Origin of the sequence: Curtobacterium sp. MCPF17_001 (assembly GCF_003234615.1) — a bacterium.
In the GTDB taxonomy this organism is placed as follows: Bacteria; Actinomycetota; Actinomycetes; order Actinomycetales; family Microbacteriaceae; genus Curtobacterium.
In genome coordinates, this window is record NZ_QKSL01000002.1 from 63,583 (window position 1) to 87,056 (window position 23,474).

Annotated in this window: 24 protein-coding genes; 5 read left to right on the forward strand and 19 right to left on the reverse strand. The window is 71.0% G+C overall.

Annotated elements, in window-relative coordinates; genetic code table 11:
* Positions 1-22 precede the first annotated feature (22 nt).
* Genes DEJ24_RS02440 through DEJ24_RS02470 form a run of 7 tightly spaced genes read right to left on the reverse strand, consistent with a single transcriptional unit; the run spans position 23 to position 7,525 of the window.
* Positions 23-970: an isoaspartyl peptidase/L-asparaginase family protein gene (locus DEJ24_RS02440; RefSeq protein WP_111077154.1), complete on the reverse strand. Its 948-nt coding sequence runs from the start codon at positions 968-970 to the stop codon at positions 23-25.
* The gene (locus DEJ24_RS02445; protein WP_111077155.1) at positions 970-1,803 is read right to left on the reverse strand and encodes a M55 family metallopeptidase; all 834 of its coding nucleotides are present in this window, start codon (positions 1,801-1,803) and stop codon (positions 970-972) included. Before DEJ24_RS02445 ends, DEJ24_RS02440 begins: the two co-directional genes overlap by 1 nt.
* Positions 1,800-3,035, reverse strand: coding sequence for an ABC transporter ATP-binding protein (locus tag DEJ24_RS02450; protein ID WP_111077156.1), 1,236 nt, complete (start codon positions 3,033-3,035; stop codon positions 1,800-1,802). The genes DEJ24_RS02445 and DEJ24_RS02450 overlap by 4 nt, the downstream gene beginning before the upstream one ends.
* Positions 3,032-4,045, reverse strand: a complete 1,014-nt coding sequence (locus DEJ24_RS02455) for an ABC transporter ATP-binding protein (protein WP_220036688.1) — start codon at positions 4,043-4,045, stop codon at positions 3,032-3,034. Before DEJ24_RS02455 ends, DEJ24_RS02450 begins: the two co-directional genes overlap by 4 nt.
* A 16-nt stretch (positions 4,046-4,061) precedes the next feature.
* Positions 4,062-4,946: an ABC transporter permease gene (locus DEJ24_RS02460; protein ID WP_111077158.1), complete on the reverse strand. Its 885-nt coding sequence runs from the start codon at positions 4,944-4,946 to the stop codon at positions 4,062-4,064.
* Positions 4,943-5,902 carry an ABC transporter permease gene (locus tag DEJ24_RS02465; RefSeq protein WP_111077159.1) on the reverse strand — a complete coding sequence of 320 codons (960 nt, stop codon included), beginning with the start codon at positions 5,900-5,902 and terminating at the stop codon, positions 4,943-4,945. The genes DEJ24_RS02460 and DEJ24_RS02465 overlap by 4 nt, the downstream gene beginning before the upstream one ends.
* 57 nt (positions 5,903-5,959) lie before the next feature.
* Positions 5,960-7,525 (reverse strand): ABC transporter substrate-binding protein, encoded by a 1,566-nt coding sequence (locus DEJ24_RS02470; protein ID WP_111077160.1) that lies wholly within the window; start codon positions 7,523-7,525, stop codon positions 5,960-5,962.
* A gap of 127 nt (positions 7,526-7,652) precedes the next feature.
* Between DEJ24_RS02470 and DEJ24_RS16725 the strand changes: the two genes are divergently transcribed.
* Positions 7,653-8,153 (forward strand): GNAT family N-acetyltransferase, encoded by a 501-nt coding sequence (locus tag DEJ24_RS16725; RefSeq protein WP_181436508.1) that lies wholly within the window; start codon positions 7,653-7,655, stop codon positions 8,151-8,153.
* Entirely contained in the window at positions 8,150-8,602 is a 453-nt protein-coding gene (locus tag DEJ24_RS02480; RefSeq protein ID WP_111077162.1) for an arsenate reductase ArsC, read from the forward strand. Before DEJ24_RS16725 ends, DEJ24_RS02480 begins: the two co-directional genes overlap by 4 nt.
* 44 nt (positions 8,603-8,646) lie before the next feature.
* Here DEJ24_RS02480 and DEJ24_RS16730 read toward each other — a convergent pair whose 3' ends face one another.
* From DEJ24_RS16730 to DEJ24_RS02490, 3 genes are read right to left on the reverse strand one after another with little or no spacing between them, the layout of a single operon-like run.
* Complete coding sequence (locus tag DEJ24_RS16730; protein WP_181421453.1) at positions 8,647-8,808, reverse strand: hypothetical protein; 162 nt, start codon at positions 8,806-8,808, stop codon at positions 8,647-8,649.
* 58 nt (positions 8,809-8,866) lie between these two features.
* Complete coding sequence (locus DEJ24_RS02485; protein ID WP_111077163.1) at positions 8,867-9,319, reverse strand: NUDIX hydrolase; 453 nt, start codon at positions 9,317-9,319, stop codon at positions 8,867-8,869.
* A 4-nt stretch (positions 9,320-9,323) separates the two neighbouring features.
* Positions 9,324-10,085, reverse strand: a complete 762-nt coding sequence (locus tag DEJ24_RS02490; RefSeq protein WP_111077164.1) for an SDR family oxidoreductase — start codon at positions 10,083-10,085, stop codon at positions 9,324-9,326.
* A 175-nt stretch (positions 10,086-10,260) separates the two neighbouring features.
* Here DEJ24_RS02490 and DEJ24_RS02495 point away from each other — a divergent pair, with 175 nt between their 5' ends.
* Positions 10,261-10,734 carry an NfeD family protein gene (locus DEJ24_RS02495; RefSeq protein WP_258374526.1) on the forward strand — a complete coding sequence of 158 codons (474 nt, stop codon included), beginning with the start codon at positions 10,261-10,263 and terminating at the stop codon, positions 10,732-10,734.
* Complete coding sequence (locus DEJ24_RS02500) at positions 10,731-11,894, forward strand: SPFH domain-containing protein (protein WP_111077165.1); 1,164 nt, start codon at positions 10,731-10,733, stop codon at positions 11,892-11,894. The genes DEJ24_RS02495 and DEJ24_RS02500 overlap by 4 nt, the downstream gene beginning before the upstream one ends.
* A 121-nt stretch (positions 11,895-12,015) precedes the next feature.
* Here DEJ24_RS02500 and DEJ24_RS02505 read toward each other — a convergent pair whose 3' ends face one another.
* From DEJ24_RS02505 to DEJ24_RS02545, 9 genes are all read right to left on the reverse strand, one after another.
* On the reverse strand, positions 12,016-12,366 hold the full coding sequence (locus DEJ24_RS02505) for an RNA polymerase-binding protein RbpA (RefSeq protein WP_111077166.1): 351 nt from the start codon (positions 12,364-12,366) through the stop codon (positions 12,016-12,018).
* A gap of 121 nt (positions 12,367-12,487) precedes the next feature.
* Positions 12,488-14,062 carry an apolipoprotein N-acyltransferase gene (gene lnt, locus DEJ24_RS02510; RefSeq protein ID WP_258374527.1) on the reverse strand — a complete coding sequence of 525 codons (1,575 nt, stop codon included), beginning with the start codon at positions 14,060-14,062 and terminating at the stop codon, positions 12,488-12,490.
* A 32-nt stretch (positions 14,063-14,094) separates the two neighbouring features.
* Entirely contained in the window at positions 14,095-16,533 is a 2,439-nt protein-coding gene (locus DEJ24_RS02515) for an RNA helicase (RefSeq protein ID WP_110902282.1), read from the reverse strand.
* The gene (gene tatC, locus DEJ24_RS02520; RefSeq protein ID WP_375334683.1) at positions 16,530-17,351 is read right to left on the reverse strand and encodes a twin-arginine translocase subunit TatC; all 822 of its coding nucleotides are present in this window, start codon (positions 17,349-17,351) and stop codon (positions 16,530-16,532) included. The genes DEJ24_RS02515 and tatC overlap by 4 nt, the downstream gene beginning before the upstream one ends.
* Positions 17,352-17,376: 25 nt before the next feature.
* Positions 17,377-18,348: a YafY family protein gene (locus tag DEJ24_RS02525; protein ID WP_111077168.1), complete on the reverse strand. Its 972-nt coding sequence runs from the start codon at positions 18,346-18,348 to the stop codon at positions 17,377-17,379.
* Complete coding sequence (locus tag DEJ24_RS02530) at positions 18,341-19,423, reverse strand: YafY family protein (RefSeq protein WP_111077169.1); 1,083 nt, start codon at positions 19,421-19,423, stop codon at positions 18,341-18,343. Before DEJ24_RS02530 ends, DEJ24_RS02525 begins: the two co-directional genes overlap by 8 nt.
* A gap of 30 nt (positions 19,424-19,453) precedes the next feature.
* Positions 19,454-20,377, reverse strand: coding sequence for an FKBP-type peptidyl-prolyl cis-trans isomerase (locus tag DEJ24_RS02535; RefSeq protein WP_111077170.1), 924 nt, complete (start codon positions 20,375-20,377; stop codon positions 19,454-19,456).
* A 42-nt stretch (positions 20,378-20,419) separates the two neighbouring features.
* Complete coding sequence (locus DEJ24_RS02540; protein ID WP_258374528.1) at positions 20,420-21,556, reverse strand: tRNA (adenine-N1)-methyltransferase; 1,137 nt, start codon at positions 21,554-21,556, stop codon at positions 20,420-20,422.
* Positions 21,553-22,326 carry an HAD family phosphatase gene (locus DEJ24_RS02545; protein ID WP_258374529.1) on the reverse strand — a complete coding sequence of 258 codons (774 nt, stop codon included), beginning with the start codon at positions 22,324-22,326 and terminating at the stop codon, positions 21,553-21,555. Before DEJ24_RS02545 ends, DEJ24_RS02540 begins: the two co-directional genes overlap by 4 nt.
* A gap of 134 nt (positions 22,327-22,460) precedes the next feature.
* On the opposite strand from DEJ24_RS02545, the gene DEJ24_RS02550 reads away from it, so the two are divergent.
* Complete coding sequence (locus DEJ24_RS02550) at positions 22,461-23,393, forward strand: proteasome assembly chaperone family protein (protein WP_110902276.1); 933 nt, start codon at positions 22,461-22,463, stop codon at positions 23,391-23,393.
* The last annotated feature ends 81 nt before the right edge of the window (positions 23,394-23,474 follow it).

Below are 23,474 nucleotides of genomic sequence, written 5' to 3' on the forward strand. Positions count from 1 at the left end.
GCGTCGGCCAACGCCGCCCGGGTCAGGTCCGGAGCACCAGGCCGCTGCCGTCGTCGAACGCCGCGAACATCGTCGGCGAGTTGTGCGCGACGACGATCCGGCCATCCGCCCCGACCGCGACGAGCCCGCCGCTGGCGTGCTCCTCGGTCAGCTCCTCCTGGATGGTCGCGGCCACGGCGTCGGGCAGCACACTGCCGCCGTACCGCATCCGCGCGACGATGTCGTAGGACACGACCCCGCGGATGAACGCCTCACCCTCGCCCGTGCAGGAGATCGCGGCGAACCCGTCGAGCGCGTAGGTGCCGGCGCCGATGATCGGCGAGTCACCGACGCGGCCGTCCTCCTGGTTCGCCATGCCACCGGTGGACGTGGCCGCCGCGATCGAGCCGCTCCGGTCCCGGGCCACCGCCCCGACGGTCCCGTGCCGCGGTGCGACGAGCCGGTCCGCCAGGATGCGGGCGAGCTGCGCCTGCCGGGCCTCGGTGACGAAGTGGTCCTGCTCCGCGGTGGCGAGTCCCCACGACTCGACGAGCGCGCGGGTCGGGTGGACCAGGAGCAGGTGGGCGGACCGCTCCATGACGGCGCGCGCCAGGTGCACGGGGTTGCGGGCATGCCGGGAGGCTGCGATCGCCCCCGCCAGGCCGGTCCGGCCGTCCATCACGGCCGCGTCCAGTTCCACCTCGCCGTCGGTGGTCAGGGCGGCGCCTCGCCCGGCGTTGAAGAGCGGGTCGTCCTCGAGCTGTTCGACGGTCGCGCAGACCGCGTCGAGTGCGGTGCCGTCCTGGTCGAGGACCGCTTCACCGGCCCGGTAGGCGCGGGTCAAGCCCGCCTCGAAGCGCTCGCGCTCCTCGGCGGCGAGTTCCTGGATGCGGCCGCCGGCACCGCCGTGCAGGGCGAGCGACCAGCCGCGGACGGCGGGCACGTCGAACAGGACGGTGTCGCGTGGTGGGGCGATCGACTCCTCGGGCATCAGCGTCCTCCGGCCTGTCGGGTGATGTAGTTGACGGCGACGAAGCGGGTGAAGACCGACAGCAGGTCGTCGCCGCGGATGGCGACCGTGCGGGTGGCGGTCCGGTCGACGCCGCCGACCCAGGTGGCGACGTCGGCCATGTCGCCCGTCTGCAGGTCGAGCTCGAGGGTGGCCGGGGCGGTGATCGGTGCGCTGGCCATCTCGCCGACCCGACGTGCGGCGCGTTCGGCGGCGTCGCGGATCCGGCGGCACGACTCGGTCGGGTGCAGCGAGTCCGCGCTGGCGCGGGTGATCGAGGTCTTCGTCACGACGTGCTCGGCGTCCGGAGCGAACGGCTCGGTCTCGTCCCAGGTGACCTCGTCGCCGGTGACCAGGGCGATCGGCACCCCGTGGTGGGCGGTGACGAGGGCGTTGATCCCGCTCTCCCCCACCCACGTGCCGTTGACGCGGGCACCGGAGAAGACCTCGGGGTTGTAGGTGTGCGACATCGTGGACGGCTCCCCCGAGATCGAACCGTGGTAGCCGATGAGGAACGCTCCGTCGACGGTGTCGTCGAGCCCCTGCATCATGTACATCGGCTTGTGACGGCCGGTGATGAAGCGCACCTTGTCCGGGTGCACCACGGCACGCGGGTCGAGGTTCGACATCCGGCTGTGGGAGTCGTTGAGGAGCACCTCGGTGGCACCGCCGGCGACGGCACCCTCGATGGCCGCGTTCACCTCGTCGAGGAGCAGTGCGCATCCCAGGGCGTAGCCGTCGCTGCCCGGTCGGCACTGGTCCCAGTCGACGATGCCGGCGACGCCCTCCATGTCGTACGAGATCCAGATCTTCATGCGGACGGTTCCTCCTGGTGGTGCGCGGCCGTGGTGGCCGGGGCGGCTGGTGCGACCGGGTTGGCTTCGGGCTCGACGACCCGTTCGGGGTCGAGGAGCACGTCGGGACGGGTCAGTGCCGGATCGTCGGGTTCGATCGCGGGCTCGTGGAGCGGGTCGACGTCGCCGAGCTCCGCGGAGCGGATGCAGGCGGCGACGTGCGCATCAGGCGTGTGCACGTCGGCGGCCGACGTCGGGACCGTGGTCGTGCCTCCCGGCCGGGTGCCGAGCACCAGCGGGACCGGCGTGAGCGACGGGTCCGTCGTCCGGCAGGCGTCGACCGCGTAGGGGCAGCGCGGGTGGAACCGGCAGCCGGACGGGATGTCGAACGGGCTCGGCGGGTCACCCTGCAGCGCGAGCCGCGTCGTGACGCTCTCCGCGCCCATGCGCGGGATGGAGTCGATGAGCGCTCGGGTGTACGGGTGCCGCGGGTTGCGGAACAGCTCGTCGGTGTCGGCGACCTCCACGATCCGGCCGAGGTACATCACGGCGACGCGCTGGCTGAGGTGCTGGACGACGGCCAGGTTGTGCGCGACGAACAGGATGCTCAGGCCGAGCTCGCGCTGCAGCCGGGCGAAGAGCTCCAGGATCGTCGCCTGCACGGAGACGTCGAGGGCGGACACCGGCTCGTCCGCGATGAGCACGTCGGGCCGTACCGCAATGGCGCGGGCGATCGCGATGCGCTGTCGCTGGCCGCCGGAGAACTGGCTCGGGTACGCGTCGAGGGCGTCCTCTTCGAGCCCCACCAGGTTGAGCAGCCGGATGCTCTCCGCGCGGACCTCGTTCCGCGGCACGATGCGGTGCAGGAGCAGGAGTTCCCGGAGCATCGAGCCGACCGAGATCCGCGGGTTGAGCGAGGAGTACGGGTCCTGGAACACCATCTGGATCCGGCGTGAGGCGTCCTTGTCACGGTGGACGGGCATTCGCTCGCCGTCCGCGTCGAGGGTGCCAGTGGTGGCGGTGACGCTCCCGACCAGGATCTTGGCCAGGGTCGACTTGCCGGACCCGGACTCCCCCACCAGGGCGAGGACCTCGCCGCGGCGGAGCTCCAGGTCGATGCCGTCGAGCGCGGTCAGGGCGGTGGGGGCTGCCTTGCGCATCCGGTCGATGACCGTCACGGGCAGCTGGTAGCGCTTGGTGACGGCCTCGGCACGGAGGACCGGGGCGGTCGCGGTGCTGGTGTTCGGGCTCATGCCAGGACCTCCACCGGTTCGCCGGGGGCGGCGGAGCCGATCTCGTGCGTGCGGATGCAGGCGGCGGTACGGCCGGGGCCGACGTCCTCCTGCGCGGGCATCGCCGTCGTGCAGGCGTCGATCGCGAACCGGCAGCGCGGTGCGAACGGGCACCCGTCCGGCCGTTGCGCGACGTTCGGCGGGAAGCCGGGGATCGGCACGAGCTCCCGGTCCGGGTCGTCGAAGTCCGGCGCCGACTCGAGCAGCCCACGCGTGTACGGGTGACGCGGGTCGCGGAAGACGTCCTTCACCGGACCCGCTTCGACCCGGTGCCCCGCGTACATCACCGCGAGTTCGGTGCATGTCTGGTTCACCACGGCGAGGTCGTGCGTGACGAACGCCAGCGCAGTGCCCGTCTCGTCGCAGAGTTCCTCGACGAGCTGCAGGACCTGGTGCTGCACCGTCACGTCGAGCGCCGTCGTCGGCTCGTCGCACAGCAGCAGCCGCGGGGAACACGACAACGCCATCGCGATCATGATGCGCTGTCGCAGCCCGCCGGAGAGTTCGTGCGGGTAGGCCCGTGCCCGGCGCGCCGGGTCCGGGATGCCCGTGCGACGCATCATCTCGACCGCCAGGTCGGCAGCGGCAGCCCGCGAGAGCCCGAGGTGCCGGCGCGGACCTTCGGCGATCTGCTCACCGACGCGGACGACGGGGTTGAGCGCCGTCATCGGCTCCTGGAACACCATCGCGATCTGCGGGCCCATCAGCTTCCGCCGAGCGGTGGCGGACATGCCGCCGAGGTCCTCGCCGTTGTAGCGGATCGCGCCGGAGAGCACCTCGACGCCCTTGGGCAGGAGCCCGGCGATCGCGCGGAGCGTCAGGGACTTGCCGGAGCCGGACTCGCCGACGATCCCGAAGCGCTCGCCGGGCTGGATGGCGAACGTGAGGTCCTCGACGATGCGGACGTCGTCGCGGCCCTTGCGGCGGATGCCGATGGTGAGGTCCTCGACCTCGAGCAGTGCGGCGGTCATGTGCGTTCCTTCCATGTCAGCGCCTCCGGTCCGGGCTGAGCAGGTCGCTGATCCCGTCGCCGAGCCAGGAGAGACCGAGGCTCGTGACGACGACGACCAGGCCGGGGATCGTGGTCTGCTGCCACTGGGTGGTGATGAACTCCTGCCCGTCGACGATCATCGAGCCCCACTCCGCCGTCGGCGGCTCGATGCCGAGCCCCAGGTAGCCGAGGGTGACGATGGCCATGATGTCCATCACGATGTCGCTCATCGCGTAGATCACGGCCTGGCTCATCACGTTCGGGGCGATGTGGCGGACGAGCAGCCGGGCGTGGGACATGCCGCCGAGTCGTGCGGCGACGACGTAGTCCTGCTGGCGGGCGACGATCACCTCGCCGCGGACGATCTTGGCGTAGGAGACCCACGACACCGCGGCGATGGCGAGGTAGATGCTCGTCTCCCCCGCGCCGAGGACGAACACCAGCACGATCACCATGACGTAGAAGGGGAACGCGAAGAACACGTCGACGATGCGCATCAGGACCGTGTCGACGATGCCGCCCACGTACCCGGCGATCGCGCCGACGACGCTGCCGACGACGAACGGGATGAGCACGGCCAGGAAGCCGACGCGCAGGTCGACCCGGGCGCCCCAGATCAGGCGGGACAACACGTCACGGCCGTACTTGTCGGTGCCGAGCCAGTGCGCGGCGCTCGGCGACTCGAGCGCCTGCTCGAGGTGCTGCGCGATCGGGTCGTACGGTGCGATGACGGGTGCCAGCACGGCGACGAGCACCAGCAGGCCGACGATGACGATGCCCGCCATCAGGGACCCGTTGCGGTACCAGGCGCGGAGCGACCGGGAGCGCGATGCGCGACGGCGCTGCTTGAAGCCCACGAGCGCGGCGGTGGGGGTGGTCATGGGGTGGTGCCTCCGGCCAGGTCGACCCGCGGGTCGAGCATCGTGTAGACGACGTCGGTCAGGATCCCGACCACGACGACGAAGATCGCGACGAACAGGGTGACGCCCTGGATCGTCGGGAAGTCACGGGCGAAGATCGCGTTCACCATCAGGGAACCGAGGCCGGGGAGCGCGAAGACCTTCTCGATGACGAGCGACCCGCCGACCAGGTAGCCGAGGTTCACGCCGATGATCGACACCGTCGGGATCGCGGCGTTCCGCAGCACGTGGTCCCGGAACAGGGGCAGGCCGGCTGCGCCCTTCGACTTCGCGGTGCCGACGTACTCGGACTCGAGCACCCCGATCATCGACGCCCGGAGGCTGCGGATGATCGTCGGCGACATCGCGATCGCCAGCGTCAACGCCGGCAGGAACAGGAAGTACAGGTGGGCGCCGGCACCGTCGCCGTACCCACCGACCGGGAAGGCACGCACGTTCACGGCCAGCAGCAGGATGAGCATGATGCCGACCCAGAACTGTGGCATGCCCTGCCCGAGCAGGGTGAACCCGCGGGCGAACAGGTCGCCGGCGCGGTTCGGACGACTGGCCGCCACGGAGGCGAGCGGGATGCTGATGAGCAGCGCCATCACGAGCGCGAGCCCCAGCAGCGACAGGGTGACCGGCACCGCCTGGAGGACCAGCTGCCCGACGGGCAGCTGGTAGGTGAGGCTCGTCCCGAGGTTCCCGTGCACGATCTGCCCGAGGAACCGGAAGTACTGCTCCCAGAGCGGCTTGTCCAGACCGAGCTGCTCGGTCAGGGCCGCGACGCTCGCTTTCGTCGCGCGCTCGCCGAGGAGTGCGAGCGCCGCGTTGCCGGGCAGCAGGTGGGAGAGGAAGAAGACGATGATGGTCACGCCGAACGCGACCGGGACGGCCTGCAGGAGTCGTCCGGGGATGAACCGGAGCCGGTGGAGCATGACTGCCTTTCCGAGAGGGGTGGTGGGGTCCGGCGTCGGGCCGGACCCCACCGGGTCCTACTTGGCCTTGGAGACGTCCTCGAGCTGGTAGTTGCCGAGGGGCGTCACGTGGAAGTCGTTGACCTTGTCGGTCGTCGCGAACACGTAGGGCGAGTAGTAGAGGTACGCCAGGAAGGCGTCGTCACCGGTCTTCTGCTGCAGTTCGGAGTAGAGCTCCTGCCGCTTGGCCGGGTCGGTCTCCTGCTGTGCCTTCTTGTTGATCGCGAGCACGTCCGGGTTGTCGTAGTGCGTGAAGGCCGAGTTCGAGCCGCCTTCGGGGTCGACGGCGAACGAGGTCCACTCGTCGGGGTCCGGGATGTCCATCGTCCAGGCGGACCAGGCCATGTCGAAGTCGCCGGCGAGTCGGGCTTCCTTGTTCGCCGTCGGGTCGAGCTGCTTGATCTGCATCGTGATGCCGATCTCCTTGAGCTCGGACTGCATGATCTGCGCGATGGAGGTCTGGTTCGGGTCACCCGACCGGATGAGCAGCGTCGTCGTGAACCCGTTCGGCTTCGACGACTTCGCCAGCTCGGCCTTCGCCTGCTTCACGTCGTACGTCGGCCCGTCCGCCTTCGCGTCGTAGTACGGCGTACCGGGCGACAGCAGCGAGTTCGCGGTCGTGCCGTTGCCGAACAGCACGGCCTTGACCATGGCCTTGCGGTCGAGTGCGTACGCGATCGCGCGGCGCACGTGCACGTCGTCGAAGGGCTTGCGCTGCTGGTTGAAGGCGACGTAGTCGATCTGCGTCGACTTGAACGTCTCCGCGTTGACGCCCGATGCCGACTTCAGCGACGAGAGGCTCGACCAGTCCGGGGTGTCGTCGATGTCGACCTGGCCGCCCTGCACCTGGAGCTTCCGGGTGTTGGCGTCCGGCACGACGGTCCACTTGACGCCGTCCAGGTACGGCTTGCCCTTCTGCCAGTAGTCGTCGTTGGCGGTGAGGCTGAGCGACTGGCCCTTCTTCCACGAGTCCCAAACGAACGGTCCGGTGCCGATGGGGTGGGTGTAGAACTCCTTCTTCGACTCCCCCGCGTAGTCCGCCGGGACGATCGCGTTGCTGAAGAGGGACAGGTCGGCGATGAGCGGTGCCCACGCGTACTTCAGGTCGATCTCGACCGTCTCGTCGTCGACGGCGCTGACCTTGTCGATCGCCGCGTTGATGTAGCCCCAGCCGGACGCCCCGGTGGCGGTGTCGGCGTCGATGGAGAAGACGACGTCCTTCGCGGTCATCGGGTCCCCGTTGGAGAACTCGACGCCCTTGCGGAGGTGGATCGTGTACTTCTTGCCGTCCTCCGACGCGTCGTACCCGGTGGCGAGCCACGGCTCGAGCTTCTTGCCGTCTGCACTCACGTTGAACAGCGGTTCCATGATCTGCTGCATCACGTGGATGGAGTTGTTGTCGAAGGTCGTGGTGTTGTCCATCGAGATGATGTCGGCGGACCGCGCCATCGTCAAGACACCGCCCTTCGGGTGGCCGCCGGCCGCGGTGCCGGTGTCCGCCGAGCCGCCGGCGCTGCAGCCCGCGAGGACCAGGGCCGCTGCCGCCGTCACCGCGGCCAGGGCCGCCCGATTCCGTTGTCTCATCGTTGCCTCTTCGCTTCTGTGCACCCGTGGGGTGCGTTGTCCGTCTTCGGGGAGGTGGAGCGAGTGGTGCTGTACTGATGATTACAGTAAGGCAACTTGTTTTCAGTTTTGTTACGTTTGGAAGACAATGACGAACGATGACCTCGACCTCGCCCTGCGGCCGTTCCGACCGGGTGACGCCGCGACCGTCGTCTCCTGGTTCCGCGGACACGCGGATGCGCTCGCCGTCGCCGGCACGGGTGCACCCTGGCCGTACCGGGCCTCGGATCTCCTCGCCGCGTCCGGAGGACCCGACCGGACGCCGCTCACGCTCGTCGCACGCGACGACGACGCGACGGTGCTCGGCCACGTCGCCGTCGTCCGTGTCACGGAGACCGCGGGGCGGCTGGCGCGGATCGTCCTCGCGCCGAGCCTCCGCGGACAGGGCCGGTCCGGCGTGCTCGTCCGGCTCGCGATCGCCGAGGCCCGGTCGCTCGGCCTGGAGGAACTGGCCCTGTTCGTGGTGCCCGGGAACGAACCGGCGCTCCGGGCCTACGCGGCGGTCGGGTTCAGCCGGTCGGACCCCGACCCGGAGCACCCGGAGTACGTGCGTCTCACCCGTCGCCTGTCCGGCACGATGGACGCATGACCGAAGCGCCCGAACGCGACGACCACGACCCGCACGACCAGCACGACCCGCACGACCTCCGCCCCGCCGTCCTGTTCGTGTGCGTGCACAACGCCGGCCGCTCGCAGATGGCAGTGGGCTTCCTCCGCGCGATCGCCGGTGACCGCATCGACGTCTTCTCCGCCGGCTCCGAGCCCGCCGACCGGGTGAACGCGGTCGCGGTGGCCGCCATGCACGAGGTCGGGATCGACATCGTGGGACGGACCCCGACGGTCCTCACCACCGAGGCCGTCCGTCACGCCGACGTCGTCGTGACCATGGGCTGCGGCGACGCCTGCCCCGTCTTCCCCGGCAAGCGCTACGAGGACTGGGAGCTCACCGACCCGGCGGGCCTGCCGATCGAGGACGTCCGTCCGATCCGCGACGACGTCCGCAGACACGTCGAACGCCTGGTGTCGACACTCGTCTGAGTGCCGTCACCAGGCGTCCGGCGTGCTGTGCGAGCGCGCTCGCGTCAGTTCGACGAGTCGTCCGACGTCGTCGGGACGTCCGAGCTGTCGATCTCGAGGGCTGCCTGCTCCCCGCCCTGCTCGCCGACGGTGGACTGCTCCGTGTCGGGCTGCTCGGGCTCTGCCTGCGTGGTCTCTTCTGCCGGATCCGGCTGGCTGTACGTCATGGCCGCGACGCTACGCCGGAGACCGCCCACTGCTCGCAGGGACCGTGACGGTCGCCGATCAGTCGCGGTGGCGACGCACCAGGTCCGGCAGCTCGGCGGGCTCGTACGACTCGTTCGTCGCGTCGAGCTCGTCGGCGGTCCACCAGCGCGACGCCAGGATGTCCACCCGTTCGTCATCGGTCCATCCCGCATCCGACAGCTCGAACCCCGGCGTCCGTACCACGTAGAACTCGGCGTGCCCGCGGTCGTGGTCGGCCTGGTCCCACCCGACCGCGAAGTCCCACGACCACACCGGCTCGCCCGGGTCGGTGACGGCGATGCCGGTCTCCTCGCGGAGCTCGCGGATCGCCGCGTCCCGGTGGGACTCCCCCGGGTCGACGCCGCCGCCCGGCGTGATCCACCGGTGTGCTCCGTCGGACGACGGCGCCTTCGTGTCCATCAGGAACACGCGGCCCGCCGGGTCGAGCAGCAGGATGCGGGAGGTCCGGCGCAGGCCCGGTGTGGCGGTCACGGTGTCACGCCGTGAAGGAGCTGACGTCGCCGACGAGCTTGGTGTGGTCGGCGGGGATCGGCTCGACTGCGGCGAGGGCGATCTCGGCGGCGAACTCGGAGACGCTGTAGAGCTTGCCGACGGCGTCGCGACGACCCTCGATCGCGCCGGGGTTGAGACGGTTCAGCAGGGTCGCCGTGATGGTGCCCTCGATCATGTCGCCGGAGACGGTGACGAACTCGATGCCCGCGGCCTCGAGCTGGGGCAGGAGCTCGCGGAGGGCGAGTTCGCCGGCGCGCTTGCTCTTCGCGACCGGGACGTACTCGGGCATGGTCTCGGCGGTCTCGACGAAGTGCGCCTGGTGACTCGTGACGAAGACCACGCGGGAGCCGGACGGCATGTGCGGCACGGCCGTCTGGAGCATGTCGACCTGGGCGTCGCGGTTCAGGCGGAGCGCGTAGTCCTCGCCCATGCCGGACTCCATGCCACCGGAGGCGTTGAGCACGAGCAGGTCGATGCCACCCCACTCGGCGACGACCGCGTCGACCATGGCCTGAACGGAGTCGTGCTCCGTGAGGTCGGCCTGCAGTGCCAGGGCCGATCCCCCGGCGGCGGCGACCTTCTCGACGATCTGCTCGGCGCGACGGGCCTTGTTGCGGTAGTTGACGACGACCTTCGCACCGGCCTCGGCCAGGTACCCGACCGTGTCCGCACCGATGCCGCGAGAGGACCCGGTGACGAGGGCGCGCGTGCCGTCGAGGGATCCGGGGGCGAGGGGGCTGCTCACAGTGGTGACTCCTGTCGTCGGGCGGCGCCGGTCCTGGTCGTCCCGGGCGGCATCGAGCCTAGCAAGGGGCCCGCGCCACGTCGGCCCGTCAGTGGTGGCTGATACGTTGGACGCAACAGGACCGGACGTCGCGATGCTGCGGATGCCGTGCGCGATGCCAGGGGAGGGAGATCGCGTGAACGTCTCGGAATGGACCCAGGTGATCGTGTGGATCGCCCTGGTGCTCGTGTTGGGAGTGGTCGAGGTCTTCACGCTCGACTTCATCTTCCTCATGCTCGCGGCCGGTGCCGCCGGCGGGTTGATCGCCGCACTGCTCGGCGCCCCGTGGTGGCTCAGCGCCATCATCGCCGCGGTGCTCGCGCTGCTGCTGCTCGCCGTCGTCCGCCCCCGCGTGCTCCACGCGCTGAGCCGTGGTGCCGACCCACACCGCACCGGCGTCGAGGGTCTGGTCGGCATGGCCGGCACGGTCGCCCTCGCGTTCACGCCGTCCGCCCCCGGCCAGGTCCGCCTGGCCAACGGTGAGACCTGGAGCGCCCGGTTCGCACCCGGCGCCGTCGACCGCACGCCACCGCTCGGGACGCGCGTCGTCGTCGAGTCCATCGAAGGTTCCACCGCCGTCGTCCGCATCGAACAGAAGGCAGCCCAATGACGCTCTCCACCGGGACGGTCGTGCTCATCGTCCTGATCGTGGTCATCGTGATCTTCGTGATCACGGTCCTCTCGAAGGCCATCCGGATCGTTCCCCAGGCCACGGCCGGTGTCGTGGAACGGCTCGGGAAGTACCACAAGACCCTCACGCCCGGGTTGAACCTGCTTGTGCCGTTCATCGACCGGCTCCGGCCGCTCATCGACATGCGTGAACAGGTCGTCTCGTTCCCGCCGCAGCCCGTCATCACCGAGGACAACCTGGTCGTCTCGATCGACACGGTCGTGTACTTCCAGGTGACCGACGCCCGCGCCGCCACCTACGAGATCGCGAACTACCTCGGTGCCGTCGAGCAGCTCACGACCACCACGCTCCGCAACGTCGTCGGTGGTCTGAACCTCGAAGAGGCCCTGACCAGCCGCGACAACATCAACGGCCAGCTCCGCGTCGTGCTCGACGAAGCGACCGGCAAGTGGGGCATCCGCGTCGGCCGCGTGGAGCTGAAGGCCATCGAGCCACCCGTGTCGATCGTCGACGCCATGGAACAGCAGCTGCGCGCCGAGCGGAACCGTCGTGCGGCGATCCTGCAGGCCGAGGGCACCAAGCAGTCGCAGATCCTCGAGGCCGAGGGGCAGCGGCAGGCCGCGATCCTCGGTGCCGAAGGTGACGCGAAGGCCCAGGTCCTCCGGGCCGAGGGTGAAGCGCAGGCCATCGCCACGGTGTTCGACGCCATCCACCAGGGCGACCCGGACGAGAAGCTGCTCTCCTACCAGTACCTGCAGATGCTCCCGAAGATCGCCGAGGGCAACTCGAACAAGCTCTGGATGATCCCGAGCGAGTTCACCGAGGCGCTGTCCGGGATCGCGAAGGGTTTCAGCGCCCAGCGGACCGGTCCTGGCGGGTCGGCTGCCGGCGGCGCTGCCGGATCGGACTTCCTGTCCCGCATCTCGAAGCTCGCCGACGAGAGCCTCGCGAACACCCAGGCGCGGGACGGCGCCGGACGCTCCGGCTCCCCCGCGGCCGACGCCTCGGTCGCGGACATCGTGCCGCCGTCGGAACTCGACGACCGCCTGGCCCAGTCGGACCGCAGCATGGACGAGCGTCTCTCCGCCGCCGACCAGGAGGCCGACACGGCGTTCGGCACCGACCCGACGCGCGACTGACCCCGTTCGACGCCGGACACGCCAACGGCCCGCTCCCCTGCTGGGGGGCGGGCCGTTCTCGTCTGTTCCGGTGGTGCTGCGGCGCTCTGGTCCGGTGCTGCGGCGCTCTGGTCCGGTGCTGCTAGGCGCCGCGGCGGGCCCGGAGGACCTGGAGACGTTCCTCCAGCAGTTCCTCGAGCTCCTCGCGGGAGCGCCGCTCGAGCAGCATGTCCCAGTGGGTCCGCGGTGCCTTGACGTCCTCTGCGGCGATCTCGACGGGCTTGCCGTCCTCGCCGAGGAGACGCCCTTCCCAGCCGCTGCGTGGGTCCGACCACACCGGCGGGACCTCGGCGTCGGCGGAGAACACCACGTCGAAGGTCTCACCCGATGCCGCCTGGTAGACGGCACGCTTCCGCTCGGAGAGCTCGACACCGTCCTCGCTCTGGAGGCTCTGGCTCCCGAGCCGCATGCCTCGGAGACTCCGATCAGCCATGTCCGACTCCTCTCGCTCGTTCCCCCGGTCCAACCCACACCACCCGCGTTTCGTTCCGGTGGGGTTGCATTCACAGTCGCTTCCCAGTGCGCAGGATCCGACGGGGACCCGTCGGACGGCGTCAGCGGTGCCCGCGTCGCCAGGGAGCGCAGGCCAGCAGCACGAGCAGTCCCCCCAGCGACAGCACGAGCGTGACGTCCCCGGAGGCGACGGTCGCGGGCGTCGTCGAGGTGCCCAGTGGGACGTCGGTCACCATCGAGGTCGCTGTGTAGGCAGGCACCCGGTCGATGGTGTGCCCGTCCGGGTCGATCACCTGCGACGCGCCGACGGTCGAGATGTTCACGAGCGAGCGTCCGGTCTCGACGGCCCGCATCCGCGCGATCTCGAGCTGCTGCAGGTTCTCGTCGGTCCCGTCGAAGTCCGCGTTGTTCGTCTGCGCCAGGATGACCTGCGCTCCCCCACGTGCCAGGTCGGCGGTCAGCCCGTCGTCGACGACGTCGAAGCAGATCATCACACCCGCGCGGATGCCGGCGACCGGCAGCACGTTCGGCTTCGTCCCGGGTGTGTAGTCGCGCTGCAGCAGGCCGATCAGCGAGGGCGCGAGCTTCGAGTAGAACCAACGGTCGGGAACGTACTCGCCGAACGGCACCGGCCGCTTCTTGTCGTAGGAGGCCTGCCAGCCGTCCGCGCCCCAGACGAACGAGGTGTTGTGGAGCACGCCCGACGACGTCTGCGTCACGGCCCCGGCGACGAGGGGTGCGCCGACGCTCTGCACGACCGCGTCCAGGGCGCCGGCGATGACCGGTTCCCGTCGCGGGTCGTACTCGGCGGCCGCCTCGGGCCAGACGACCAGGTCCACGCCCCGGGCGTCGACGTCGGTCGCGGCGACCTGGGACCGCAGCACGTCACCCGGCTGCGCACGGTCGAAGTAGCCCGCGGGGCCGTTGCCCTGCACGGACTCGACACGCACTGTCCCCTGGACGGCCGTCGGCCACGCGGGCACGGCCAGCACCGCGGACACGAGCAGTCCCGCCGTCGCGATCCGCATCGGCAGCCGGACACCGCCGACCAGCCCGAGCGAGACCACCACGGCGACGCAGTACACGACGACGAAGCTCAGTCCGAGCACGCCGACGTACGCGGCGAGGTGCGTGAACGGACCCTGCGACTGCGACAGACCGACCCGTCCCCACGCGAAGCCGCCGTACGGCCAGCTGCCGGAGAACCACTCGCGTCCGGTCCAGAGCGCTGCCACCACGGCCGGGAGGCCCCACACCCGCCCGGCGGTCGAGGGCACCACGCGCGCGACCCAGCGGTAGGCCAGTGCGATCGCGACCGTGCCGACGGCGAAGAGCGCCGCCTCGAGCAACGCCAGCGCGAACCAGGGCACCGGTCCGAGGTAGCGGCCCGCCCACGAGATCGCGGGCAGCCAGAACGTCGCTCCGGCGAGCAGTCCGAGCCAGGCCGCCCGACGAGCGCGCTGTCCCATCGCGGCGAGCAGGAGGCACGCCACGGCCGGGTAGGCGAGGAACCACCAGCCGGGCGACGGGAACGACAGGGCGAAGAGCAGTCCCCCGATCACCGACAGCGGCAGCGCCTGGCCGAGCGGCAGCGCGGCGAACACCGACGTCGACTGCGCGACGACGGGCGTCGTCGTCCGGGTCGCACGGCCGGCGTCCGCACGCGCCGGGCGCACGGCTGTCCCGGGGACCGACACTGGGCCTCCCGTCAGACCGTCGCGTACGCGACGATGCCGCGGCGGACCGCGTCGGTGGCGCGCCGGGCGGTCTGCGCGAGGTCCGGGTCGCCGGCGTTCCGGATCTGGTCGAGGAGGTCGATGACCTGCTTCGACCAGCGCACGAAGTCCCCCGCGGCCAGGTCGAGCGAGCGCAGGACGTCGTCGAGCGGCGAACCCGACGCCCAGCGGAACATGCCGAGCGCGATCGCCGGGGTGGGCGGCTCGGACCCGGCCAGCCGGGCGTCCCGCTCGACGTCGTCCAGGCGGGACCAGATCGTCAGCGTCTCGTCGAGCGCCGGCCGGAACGCCCCGCGCGGGACGGCGTGCTCGGTGCCCGGTGCGTCCTCGCGACGCGGCTGGTAGACGATCGTCGCCGCCATGCCGGCGAGCTGCGCGGGGGTGAGGTCCTTCCAGACCCCGGCTTCCAGGCACTCGGCGACCAGCAGGTCCCGGTCGCCGTAGATGCGCTGCAGTCGGCGACCACCGGCGGCCACGGTCACGTCGCCCTGCTCGTCCTGCACCAGGTACCCGAGGGCGAGGAGCACGTCGGTGACGCGGTCGAACGTCGTCGCGACCGCGCCCGTGCGGGAGCGGATCTGCTGCACGAGCTTGTCGTTGGTGCGCTTGAGCTTGTACCAGCGCTCGGCCCAGCGGGCATGCGCCTCCCGGTCGGGGCAGGCGTGACAGGGGTGCCGCTGGAGCTGGCGGCGGACCTCGCTGATCGCGGCCTGACGCTCCTGGCGGGCACCGTGCGACGCTTCACGACCACCGGGCACGTTGGTGCGCTCGAGGTCCGAGAGCCGCCGACGCAGCGCCGCGTACTCGGTGAAGTCGCCGAGGTGGCACTGCATGGCGTCCTGGTAGCCGTCCAGGGACTCCTGCTGCGACCGCACCTTACGCGCCAGGTCGACGACCGAACGGTCCGCCTGGAACTGGGCGAACGAGGTCTCGAGGACCTCGCGGGTGCGGTCCCGACCGAACTGCTCGATCAGGTTCACGGCCATGTTGTACGTCGGCTTGAACGACGAGTTCAGCGGGTAGGTGCGACGGCTCGCCAACGACGCGACGGCCTGCGGCTCGAGCCCGTCCGTCCACTGCACGACCGAGTGCCCCTCGACGTCGATGCCACGACGACCGGCGCGACCGGTGAGCTGCGTGTACTCCCCCGGCGTGATCGGCACCCGGGCCTCGCCGTTGAACTTCTCGAGCTTCTCGAGCACGACGGTGCGCGCGGGCATGTTGACCCCGAGCGCGAGGGTCTCGGTGGCGAAGACGACCTTCACGAGCTTGCGCTGGAACAGGTCCTCCACCACCTCCTTGAAGGCCGGGAGCAGGCCTGCGTGGTGCGCGGCGACGCCGCGCTCCAGACCCTCGAGCCACTCCCAGTAGCCGAGCACGGCCAGGTCCTCGTCGAGCAGGGTGCGGCAGTGGTACTCGGCTGTCTCCCGGATCTCCCGGCGCTCGTCGGCCGTCGTCAGGGACAGCCCGGAGCGCACGACGTGGCGGACGCCCTGGTCGCAGCCGTTCCGGCTGAAGACGAAGAAGATCGCCGGCAGCAGCATCCGCTCGTCCAACATCTTCGCGATCTGTTCGCGGTGCGCCTTCTCGGTGCGCGGGCCCCGGCGCTCCGGGAACCCACCGCGGCCACCGCGTCGACCCCGCGGACCACCGGACCCCCGGGAGGCGCTGCCCACCAGACGGAGCAGCTCCGGGTTGACCCGGTTGGTCGCGGCGGCACCCGACGAGTCGAACAGGTCGACCATCTTGTTGCCGACGAGGACGTGCTGGTCGAGCGGGACCGGACGGTCCTCGGACACGATCACGTCGGTGTCGCCGCGGACCGTCTGCAGCCAGTCGCCGAACTCCTCGGCGTTGCTGACCGTGGCGGACAGCGAGACCAGCCGGACCTCGGTCGGCAGGTGCAGGATGACCTCTTCCCACACCGCGCCGCGGAACCGGTCGGCCAGGTAGTGCACCTCGTCGAGCACGACCCACGCCAGGTCGTCGAGCAGGTCGGAGTCCGCGTAGATCATGTTCCGCAGGACCTCGGTCGTCATCACGACGACGCGGGCCCGGGGGTTGACGTTCGTGTCGCCCGTGAGCAGGCCGACCTCGGTCTCCCCGTAGGCCTGGACGAGCTCGGCGTACTTCTGGTTGCTCAACGCCTTCATCGGCGTCGTGTAGAACACCTTCGCCGTCGGCTGCCGCATCGCCAACCAGATGGCGAACTCGGCGATGATCGTCTTGCCGGCACCGGTCGGCGCTGCGACCAGGACGCTCCGGCCCTGGTCGACGGAGTCGCACGCAGCGAACTGGAACGGGTCGAGGTCGAAGCGCAGGTCGGTGCGGAACAGCTCGAGGTTCCGGGACCGGGAACGGACCTTCGCGGCGGCGAACCGCTCGGCGGGGCTGAGGCTGGTCTCGGTCACAGTCCGTACTCCTCGTCGAGCTTCGCCTGGCGCTTGGCCACGCGGCGGTCGTGGATCCACGTCACCAGGCAGGCCGCGAAGTAGAGCACGACCATCGGGATCGCCAGGATGAACATCGACAGGATGTCCGCCGACGGGGTCACCAGTGCGGTGAAGACCAGGATGAGGACGATCGCGACCCGCCACGAACGGACGATCGCCGCCGCCGACAGGACGCCGACGAAGTTCAGCAGCACCAGGAAGACCGGCAGCACGAAGGCGATGCCGACCGCGACGATGAGCTTGATGACGAAGTCGTAGTAGGCCTTCGCGTCGACGATCGAGGTGTCCTGTGCGGAGACGAAGCTGCCGAGGATCCCGACCACGTGCGGCAGGACGTACCAGCCGAACGCGCAGCCGGCGAAGAACAGCGGGATCGCGGTGCCGAGGAACCCCCACACGTACTGCTTCTCACGGCGGACCAGGGCCGGGACGATGAACGCCCAGATCTGGTAGAGCCACACCGGGCTCGCGAGGACGACCCCGATCGTGATCGCGATCTGCAGGCGGAGGTCGAAGGCGCCGGTGATCATCGGGAAGTTCAGCTCGGCAGTGTGCCCACCGACCCGCGCGAGCTGCGTCACCGGGGCACGGAGCGAATCGAGCACGAAGGGGGTGAGGAACCAACCGCCGATCGCACCCACCAGCACCGCGACGACCGCCTTGAAGAGACGGTTGCGCAGCTCGATCAGGTGCTGACCGAGGGACATGCGGCCTTCGGGCTCCTTCGGCCGGCGCCCTTGCCGCTTCTCTCGCCCGCTCGCGGTCGTCGAAGCCATGGTCCGATCCTACGGCAGCGGTCTCTCAGTGGACGTCGAGAGCGGCGGCGGCGAAGTCGCGGACGGCCTGCCGGGCGGCCGGCGGGTCGAGCACCACGGCACGGCCCGGCAGGCCGGCCACCAGACGGACCACCCCGTCGAACCCGGCCGACGCGGCGAGCCGGATGCGCACCCGTCCGTCGTCGTCCGGCGCGTCCGCGGTGTCCGCGAGGAAGTCGGCGACCAGCGGCAGCGACGACCCGTCGAGCTCCACCGTCACGATGACGTCCTGGGCGCTCTGCTGGAACAGCGTGTCGGGCAGGACGACGTCCTCGATGGTCCGTTCCGCGGGCCGGTCGTCGACGCGCACGCCGGACATCCGGTCCAGTCGGAAGGTCCGGATCGCGGCACGGTCGAGGTCCCAGGCGCGCAGGTACCAGTCCGCGTCGATCGACTCCACCCGGAGCGGGTCGACCCGGCGCGTGCTGCCCTGCGTCCGCGGTCCGGCGTACTCGAAGTGCAGGCCGCGGCGGCCTGACATGGCCTCCCGGATCACCGTGAGGGCGGCGTCGTGCAGGTCCTGGCCGACGGCGACGTTGCCCGCCACACCGCCGGCACCACGGGACAGCTTCGCCATCAGGGCACGGATCGCGTCCTTGTCAGCCGCCTCGGGCAACGCCGACAGGTACTGCAGCCCGGCGATGAGCGCCGAGGCCTCGCGGGCCGACAGCCGCGGAGCGTCGTCGATCGCCACCAGGTTCGTCAGGACGATCATGTCGTTCTGGTCGAAGTCGTCCCAGGCGATGTCGAACAGGTCACCGTGCTGGTACTGCATGGTCTCGCCGGGGACACCGGAGACCGCGATGAGCTCGACGGCACGGCGGATCCGGGACTCCGGGACGCCGAAGTGCCGAGCCGCCTCGGACACGGAGACACGCTCGCGGTCGATCAGGTACGGCACGAGGGCCAGCAGGAAGGCCAGCTTGTCCTGCGCCTGCAGCGGTTGGGCGTCAGCCATGTGTCGCTCCGTCGTTCCCCGTGGTCGCGCCCGCGACGCCGCTCTCCGGTGCACCGGTGTGGTCCTCGACGAGCACGCGGAGCCGGTCGACCACGCGCTGCCGCAGGTCCTCGGGTTCGACGACGCGGACCTCGGGCCCGAAGGCCGCCAGTTCCTCGGCCAGGATCTGCGGGTCGACGTGGTGGATCACGAGTTCACCCTCGGCGGTCGAGGTCGTGTCCCGGCGTCGGGTCAGTCGTCGTTCAGCGTCGGAGCCCGGGACGACGTGCACGGTCGCCGTGCGCTCGGCCCAGACCCGGTCGAGGCCCGCCAGCGCCCGTTCCCCGGCGTCGGCCGGCGCCGGGTGCTGCCCGACCTCGTACTGGGTGACCGGCCCGACGATCCGGGCGAGCAGGTAGTTCTTCTCGGAGCGGGTCGCGAACTCGTGCGCGGCGAGCATCCACCGGCCGCCGTGCTGCACGAGCGCGAGCGGGGCGAGTTCGCGCACCCGCGCATCGTGGTGCCCCGGTGTGATGTAGGAGAACCGGACGGCCGCCGCCCGGTCGAGGGCCGAACGCAGCGGCTCGAAGGCGGCGTCCCGGGTGCGCAGCCGCGGAGCGTACGCACCGATGGCGGCGGCGCCGTCACCGGCGTCGTGCTCCGACCCGTCGTCGTCGGACCCGGCGGAACGGACCTTCAGCAGACCGCGGCGGGAGTCGGCGGACAGCGCGCCCTCGCGCCAGGCCATCGCGGCCAGGGAGAGCAGCGCGGACTCGTCCGGGGTGAACCGGACGTCGAGGGGCAGGTCGTACTCGCCCTTCGGGATGCGGTAGCGCAGCGTCTGGTTGTTGCCGGCGGCGCCCGGGGTCTCGATCGTCTCGAGCGGGATGCCGAGCTCGCGGACGTCGTCCTTGTCGCGCTCGAACTGTCGCTCGAGCGACGCGTTGTCCCCGCCGGTGCTGTAGCGCTGCCGGTAGCCCTGCACGTTCGCCAGGATCTCGGACTTCGTCAGCCCGGACTCCGTCGACAGCAGCGCGAGGACCAGGCTGAACAGCCGTTCCTCAGCGGGCACACGGGGAGCACGAGTGGTGGGCACGTGCCGATCCTACGCAGCCTGTGGTGCGGGTCAGCGCGGCATCACGCCGAGCACGTCGATGACGTACGCGTACGCGGCACCCTGCTCGTGCACGATCGCCAGCACCTGGTCACCCACGTGGCGGCCGAGCAGGGCGTTCCGGATGCCGTCGACGACCTGGCCCTTCGCCAGCGGCAGCGGCTGGGAGCCCGAGCCGTCGGTCCAGCTGGAGCCCGCGACGGTCGAGTCGGCCGTGCTGCTGCCCCACGTGACGGCGGTGTACTTCACCACGGCGGTGTCCTTCGCCGTGAGGGTCGCGCCGTCGCCCTTGCGGAGCAGGTGCTGCTCGTCCTGCTTCGGGGCGGACCACGACGGGATCGTGATGCCGGGCGCGCCGTCGGGTGCGAGCACGACGGCAGGCATGCGGTCACCCGCGAGCTGTGGCGTGCCCGTCGCGCGGGCGTCGAAGGCCCGCTTGACGTCGACGACGAAGACGGCGGCGTCCTCGGCCTTCGACCCCGAGCGACCCTGGTCCGCAGCGGTGCCGGAGAGCGCGGACTTCGGCAGTGCCACGGCCAGGCGGTCGCCCACCTGGGCGCACTCGAGCGCCTCGCCGAGCGCGCCGCCGTTGGTGGAGCCCGCCGTCAACGGTGCGGTGCTGCCGGTGTAGCCGCTGGTCTGGGCCACCGCGCCGGTGGCACCGTCGACCAGCGTGTACTCGAGCACCACGGGGGTGCCGTCGCCGATCGTGCGGCCCTCGCCCTGGCGGAGCACGGAGACCTGCGTGCCGCGGACGGTCAGACCGGCCGGCACGGTGACCTCCGGCTCGGAACCGAAGGCGCCCTTCGCCGACACGGCCTGGGACGCGGCGCCGGACGGGGCGCACGTGCCGGCCGATCCCGCACCGGGCGTGGCGCACGCGGTCAGCGACGCGAGGAGTCCGATGGTGACGACGAGTGCGGGGATGGCGCGCACGGATCCTCTTTCCGGTCGATGCAGGACGGGCACGGGGGAAGCCTACCGGTCGCCGTCGGAGGGACCGGACGCCCCGAGGACCGCTGCCGTGGGCTCGGACGCTGCCGCGACGGCGGCCTCGGACGCCGCTTCGGCAGCGGCGACCTTCCGCGCCTGGGCTGCAGCCTGACGGGCGACCTTCCGGAGCTTCTTGTCGCTGGCACCGCGCTCGCCGACCGCGCCGGGGGTCCACGCCTCGACGTCCTCGTCGGAGAACTCCGCCTTGCCGGCTCGACGCTTCAGGTTCGGTAGGACGACACCGTCGGCCAGTCGACGGGCCGTGATGAGGAAGCCGGTGTGCGCCACCATGCGGTGGTCGGGTCGGACTGCGAGACCCTCGACGTGCCAGGTGCGCACCAGGGTCTCGCTCGACTGCGGGTCGGTGAAGCGTCCGGTGTCGCGGAGCGCCTCGGCGGTGCGGGAGAGCTGCGTCACCGTGGCGACGTAGCAGACGATGAGACCCCCGGGCGCGAGGGCGTCGGCTGCCTCGTCGACGCACTCCCAGGGCGCGAGCATGTCGAGCACGACGCGGTCGATGCTCTGCGGCTCGACGGCCTGCGGCAGTTCCTCGACCAGGTCGCCGACGGTGACCGACCAGTTGTCGGGGACGGCGCCGAGGAACGTGCCCACGTTGCCACGGGCGATCGCCGCGAACTCCTCGCGTCGCTCGAAGGACTGCAGGCTGCCGCTCGGGCCGATGGCGCGGAGGAGCCAGAGCGACAGTGCGCCCGACCCGACGCCGGCCTCGACCACGCGGGCGCCGGGGAAGACGTCCGCGAAGGCGACAATCTGTGCCGCGTCCTTCGGGTAGACGATCGCGGCTCCGCGCGGCATCGACATGACGTAGTCGTTGAGGAGCGGCCGGAGGGCCAGGTACTCGTCGCCCGTGCTGGCCCGGATGACCGACCCGTCCGGCTGGCCGATGACGTCGTCGTGCGCGAGCATGCCGCGGTGCGTGTGGTAGACCACGCCGGGCTCGAGCGAGAGCGTCGTGAGCTTGCCCTTCGGCCCGGTCAGCTGCACCCGGTCACCGGCGCGGAACGGACCGCGGGGCGGGGTGTGCGGGGCGCCGCCGGCGGTGTGCGGCAGCTCGGCCTCCGGAACAGCAGCGGCGTCGTGCACGGTGGTGTCGTCGCTCATCGCGCGTCCCCTTCGGTGGCGGGGGCCGACGTCGGGACGGAGGTCGGGCCTCCTTGGCGTTCGGCTGCCCGCGCGCTGAGCGCCGGGCCGGTGAGTTCGAGCAGGCGGTCGACGTCGACGCCGTCCAACGTGGTGAGGTGGACGTCGCTCGCGCCCTCGGCGATCGGGACGATGTGCTCCACCGCGACGGTGACGGCGCCCGAGGCCCGGGCGGAGGCGACGCCCGTGGCGGAGTCCTCGATCGCGACGCAGGCGGTGGGTTCGACGCCGAGCTGTGCGGCGGCGGTCAGGTACGCGTCCGGGTGCGGCTTCGGACGGTCGACGTCGTCACCGGCCACGACGACCCGGAAACCGCGGGCACCGAACGCCTCGGCCGTCACGAGCGCCATCGTCCGACGGGACATCGTCACGAGGGCCGTCGGGATGCCGCGGTCGTGCAGTTCCTCGACGAGTTCACGGGCGCCGGGACGCCAGGGCAGGTCGTCACCGTGCAGCCGCTCGACCACGAAGTCGGTCATCCACTGGACGATCTCCTCGACCTCCAGGTCGACGCCCTTGTCACGGAGGATCTCCCCCGACCGCTCCAGGCCACTGCCGACGAGCGACAGACCGTCCTGGTGGGTCCACTCGGCGCCGTAGCGGGCGGTGAGCACGACCTGCGACTCCTGCCAGATCGGCTCGGTGTCGATGATCGTGCCGTCCATGTCCCACAGCACGGCTGCGGGCAGCACCGATGCGGGCTGGGCGGGGGTGGGGGGTTGCGCGGTCACGGGCGACGAGTCTACCGGCGGCGCGGTCGGTGGACGGCGGCCTGTGGAGAGCGGGACTATCGTGGATGCCTGATCGTGTCCGGTCGGCACGCGCGTGAGCGCGGCGGACCACTCCACCACCAGGAGGCCCTGCCGTGCCACAGCACTCCCCCTTCAGTGACGGACGGCTCCTCGTCGTCGCGTTCGAGGGCTGGAACGACGCGGGAGAGGCCGCGAGCGGTCTCGCCCGACGCATCGTCGACTCGCTCGAGCTCGACGAACTGCGCGAGATCGACGGGGAACGCTACGTCGACTACCAGTTCAACCGGCCCGAGGTCGGTTTCGACGACGACGGCGAACGCGGAGTGCAGTGGCCCCGCATCGTCCTGCACGGCCCCAGCGCCGAGGGCCGCCCGGTGATCGGGGCGACCGGTGCCCCGACCGAACGCGACGTGTTCGTCCTCGTCGGCCCCGAACCGTCGCGCACCTGGCGCGGCTTCTGCGCCGAGGTCATCGACCTGGCCGACGTCTACTCGATCGACGCCGTCGTGTTCGTCGGCGCGATGCTCGCCGACGTGCCGCACACCCGTCCGATCTCGGTCTTCGTGTCGAGCGAGAACGCCGGCGTCCGGGCCGCGTTCGACGTGGACAAGTCGACGTACGAGGGGCCCACCGGCATCCTCGGGGTCCTCGCCGACTCGATGGACAAGGCCGGGCTCACGACGCTCTCGCTGTGGGCGTCGGTCCCGCACTACGTGCACAACGCACCCTCCCCCAAGGCCACGCTGTCACTCCTCGACAAGATGGAGGAGCTCACCGACGTCACCGTGCCCCGCGGCACGCTGCTCGACGACGCCGCGCAGTGGGAGGAGGGCATCGACGCCCTCGCCTCGGACGACGAGGACATGGCGTCGTACATCGGGCAGCTCGAGCAGGCGCGTGACACCGTCGACTCCCCGGAGGCCTCGGGGGACGCCATCGCGCAGGAGTTCGAGCAGTACCTCCGGCGTCGCGAGCACAAGGACGGCAAGGACGGCAACGGGGCGGCGGGTGAGGGGCCGTGGCGTCCGCCGCAGCCGCCGCAGTAGGCGCGAGACCCTGACGGACGGGAGGCCCGGGACCAGCTGGTCCCGGGCCTCCCGTCCGTCCGGTGCGTGCGTCAGGAACGC

Bases quoted from the DNA above. Each gene is read 5' to 3' on its own strand.
- DEJ24_RS02540 (WP_258374528.1), bottom strand. From the start codon at position 21,556: ATGAGCGACGACACCACCGTGCACGACGCCGCTGCTGTTCCGGAGGCC.
- DEJ24_RS02500 (WP_111077165.1), top strand. From the start codon at position 10,731: ATGACGCTCTCCACCGGGACGGTCGTGCTCATCGTCCTGATCGTGGTC.
- DEJ24_RS16730 (WP_181421453.1), bottom strand. From the start codon at position 8,808: ATGACGTACAGCCAGCCGGATCCGGCAGAAGAGACCACGCAGGCAGAG.
- DEJ24_RS02460 (WP_111077158.1), bottom strand. From the start codon at position 4,946: ATGACCACCCCCACCGCCGCGCTCGTGGGCTTCAAGCAGCGCCGTCGC.
- DEJ24_RS02470 (WP_111077160.1), bottom strand. From the start codon at position 7,525: ATGAGACAACGGAATCGGGCGGCCCTGGCCGCGGTGACGGCGGCAGCG.
- DEJ24_RS02480 (WP_111077162.1), top strand. From the start codon at position 8,150: ATGACCGAAGCGCCCGAACGCGACGACCACGACCCGCACGACCAGCAC.
- DEJ24_RS02465 (WP_111077159.1), bottom strand. From the start codon at position 5,902: ATGCTCCACCGGCTCCGGTTCATCCCCGGACGACTCCTGCAGGCCGTC.
- DEJ24_RS02525 (WP_111077168.1), bottom strand. From the start codon at position 18,348: ATGGCTGACGCCCAACCGCTGCAGGCGCAGGACAAGCTGGCCTTCCTG.
- DEJ24_RS02450 (WP_111077156.1), bottom strand. From the start codon at position 3,035: ATGAGCCCGAACACCAGCACCGCGACCGCCCCGGTCCTCCGTGCCGAG.
- DEJ24_RS02505 (WP_111077166.1), bottom strand. From the start codon at position 12,366: ATGGCTGATCGGAGTCTCCGAGGCATGCGGCTCGGGAGCCAGAGCCTC.
- DEJ24_RS02440 (WP_111077154.1), bottom strand. From the start codon at position 970: ATGCCCGAGGAGTCGATCGCCCCACCACGCGACACCGTCCTGTTCGAC.
- DEJ24_RS02445 (WP_111077155.1), bottom strand. From the start codon at position 1,803: ATGAAGATCTGGATCTCGTACGACATGGAGGGCGTCGCCGGCATCGTC.
- DEJ24_RS02455 (WP_220036688.1), bottom strand. From the start codon at position 4,045: ATGACCGCCGCACTGCTCGAGGTCGAGGACCTCACCATCGGCATCCGC.
- DEJ24_RS16725 (WP_181436508.1), top strand. From the start codon at position 7,653: ATGACGAACGATGACCTCGACCTCGCCCTGCGGCCGTTCCGACCGGGT.
- tatC (WP_375334683.1), bottom strand. From the start codon at position 17,351: ATGGCTTCGACGACCGCGAGCGGGCGAGAGAAGCGGCAAGGGCGCCGG.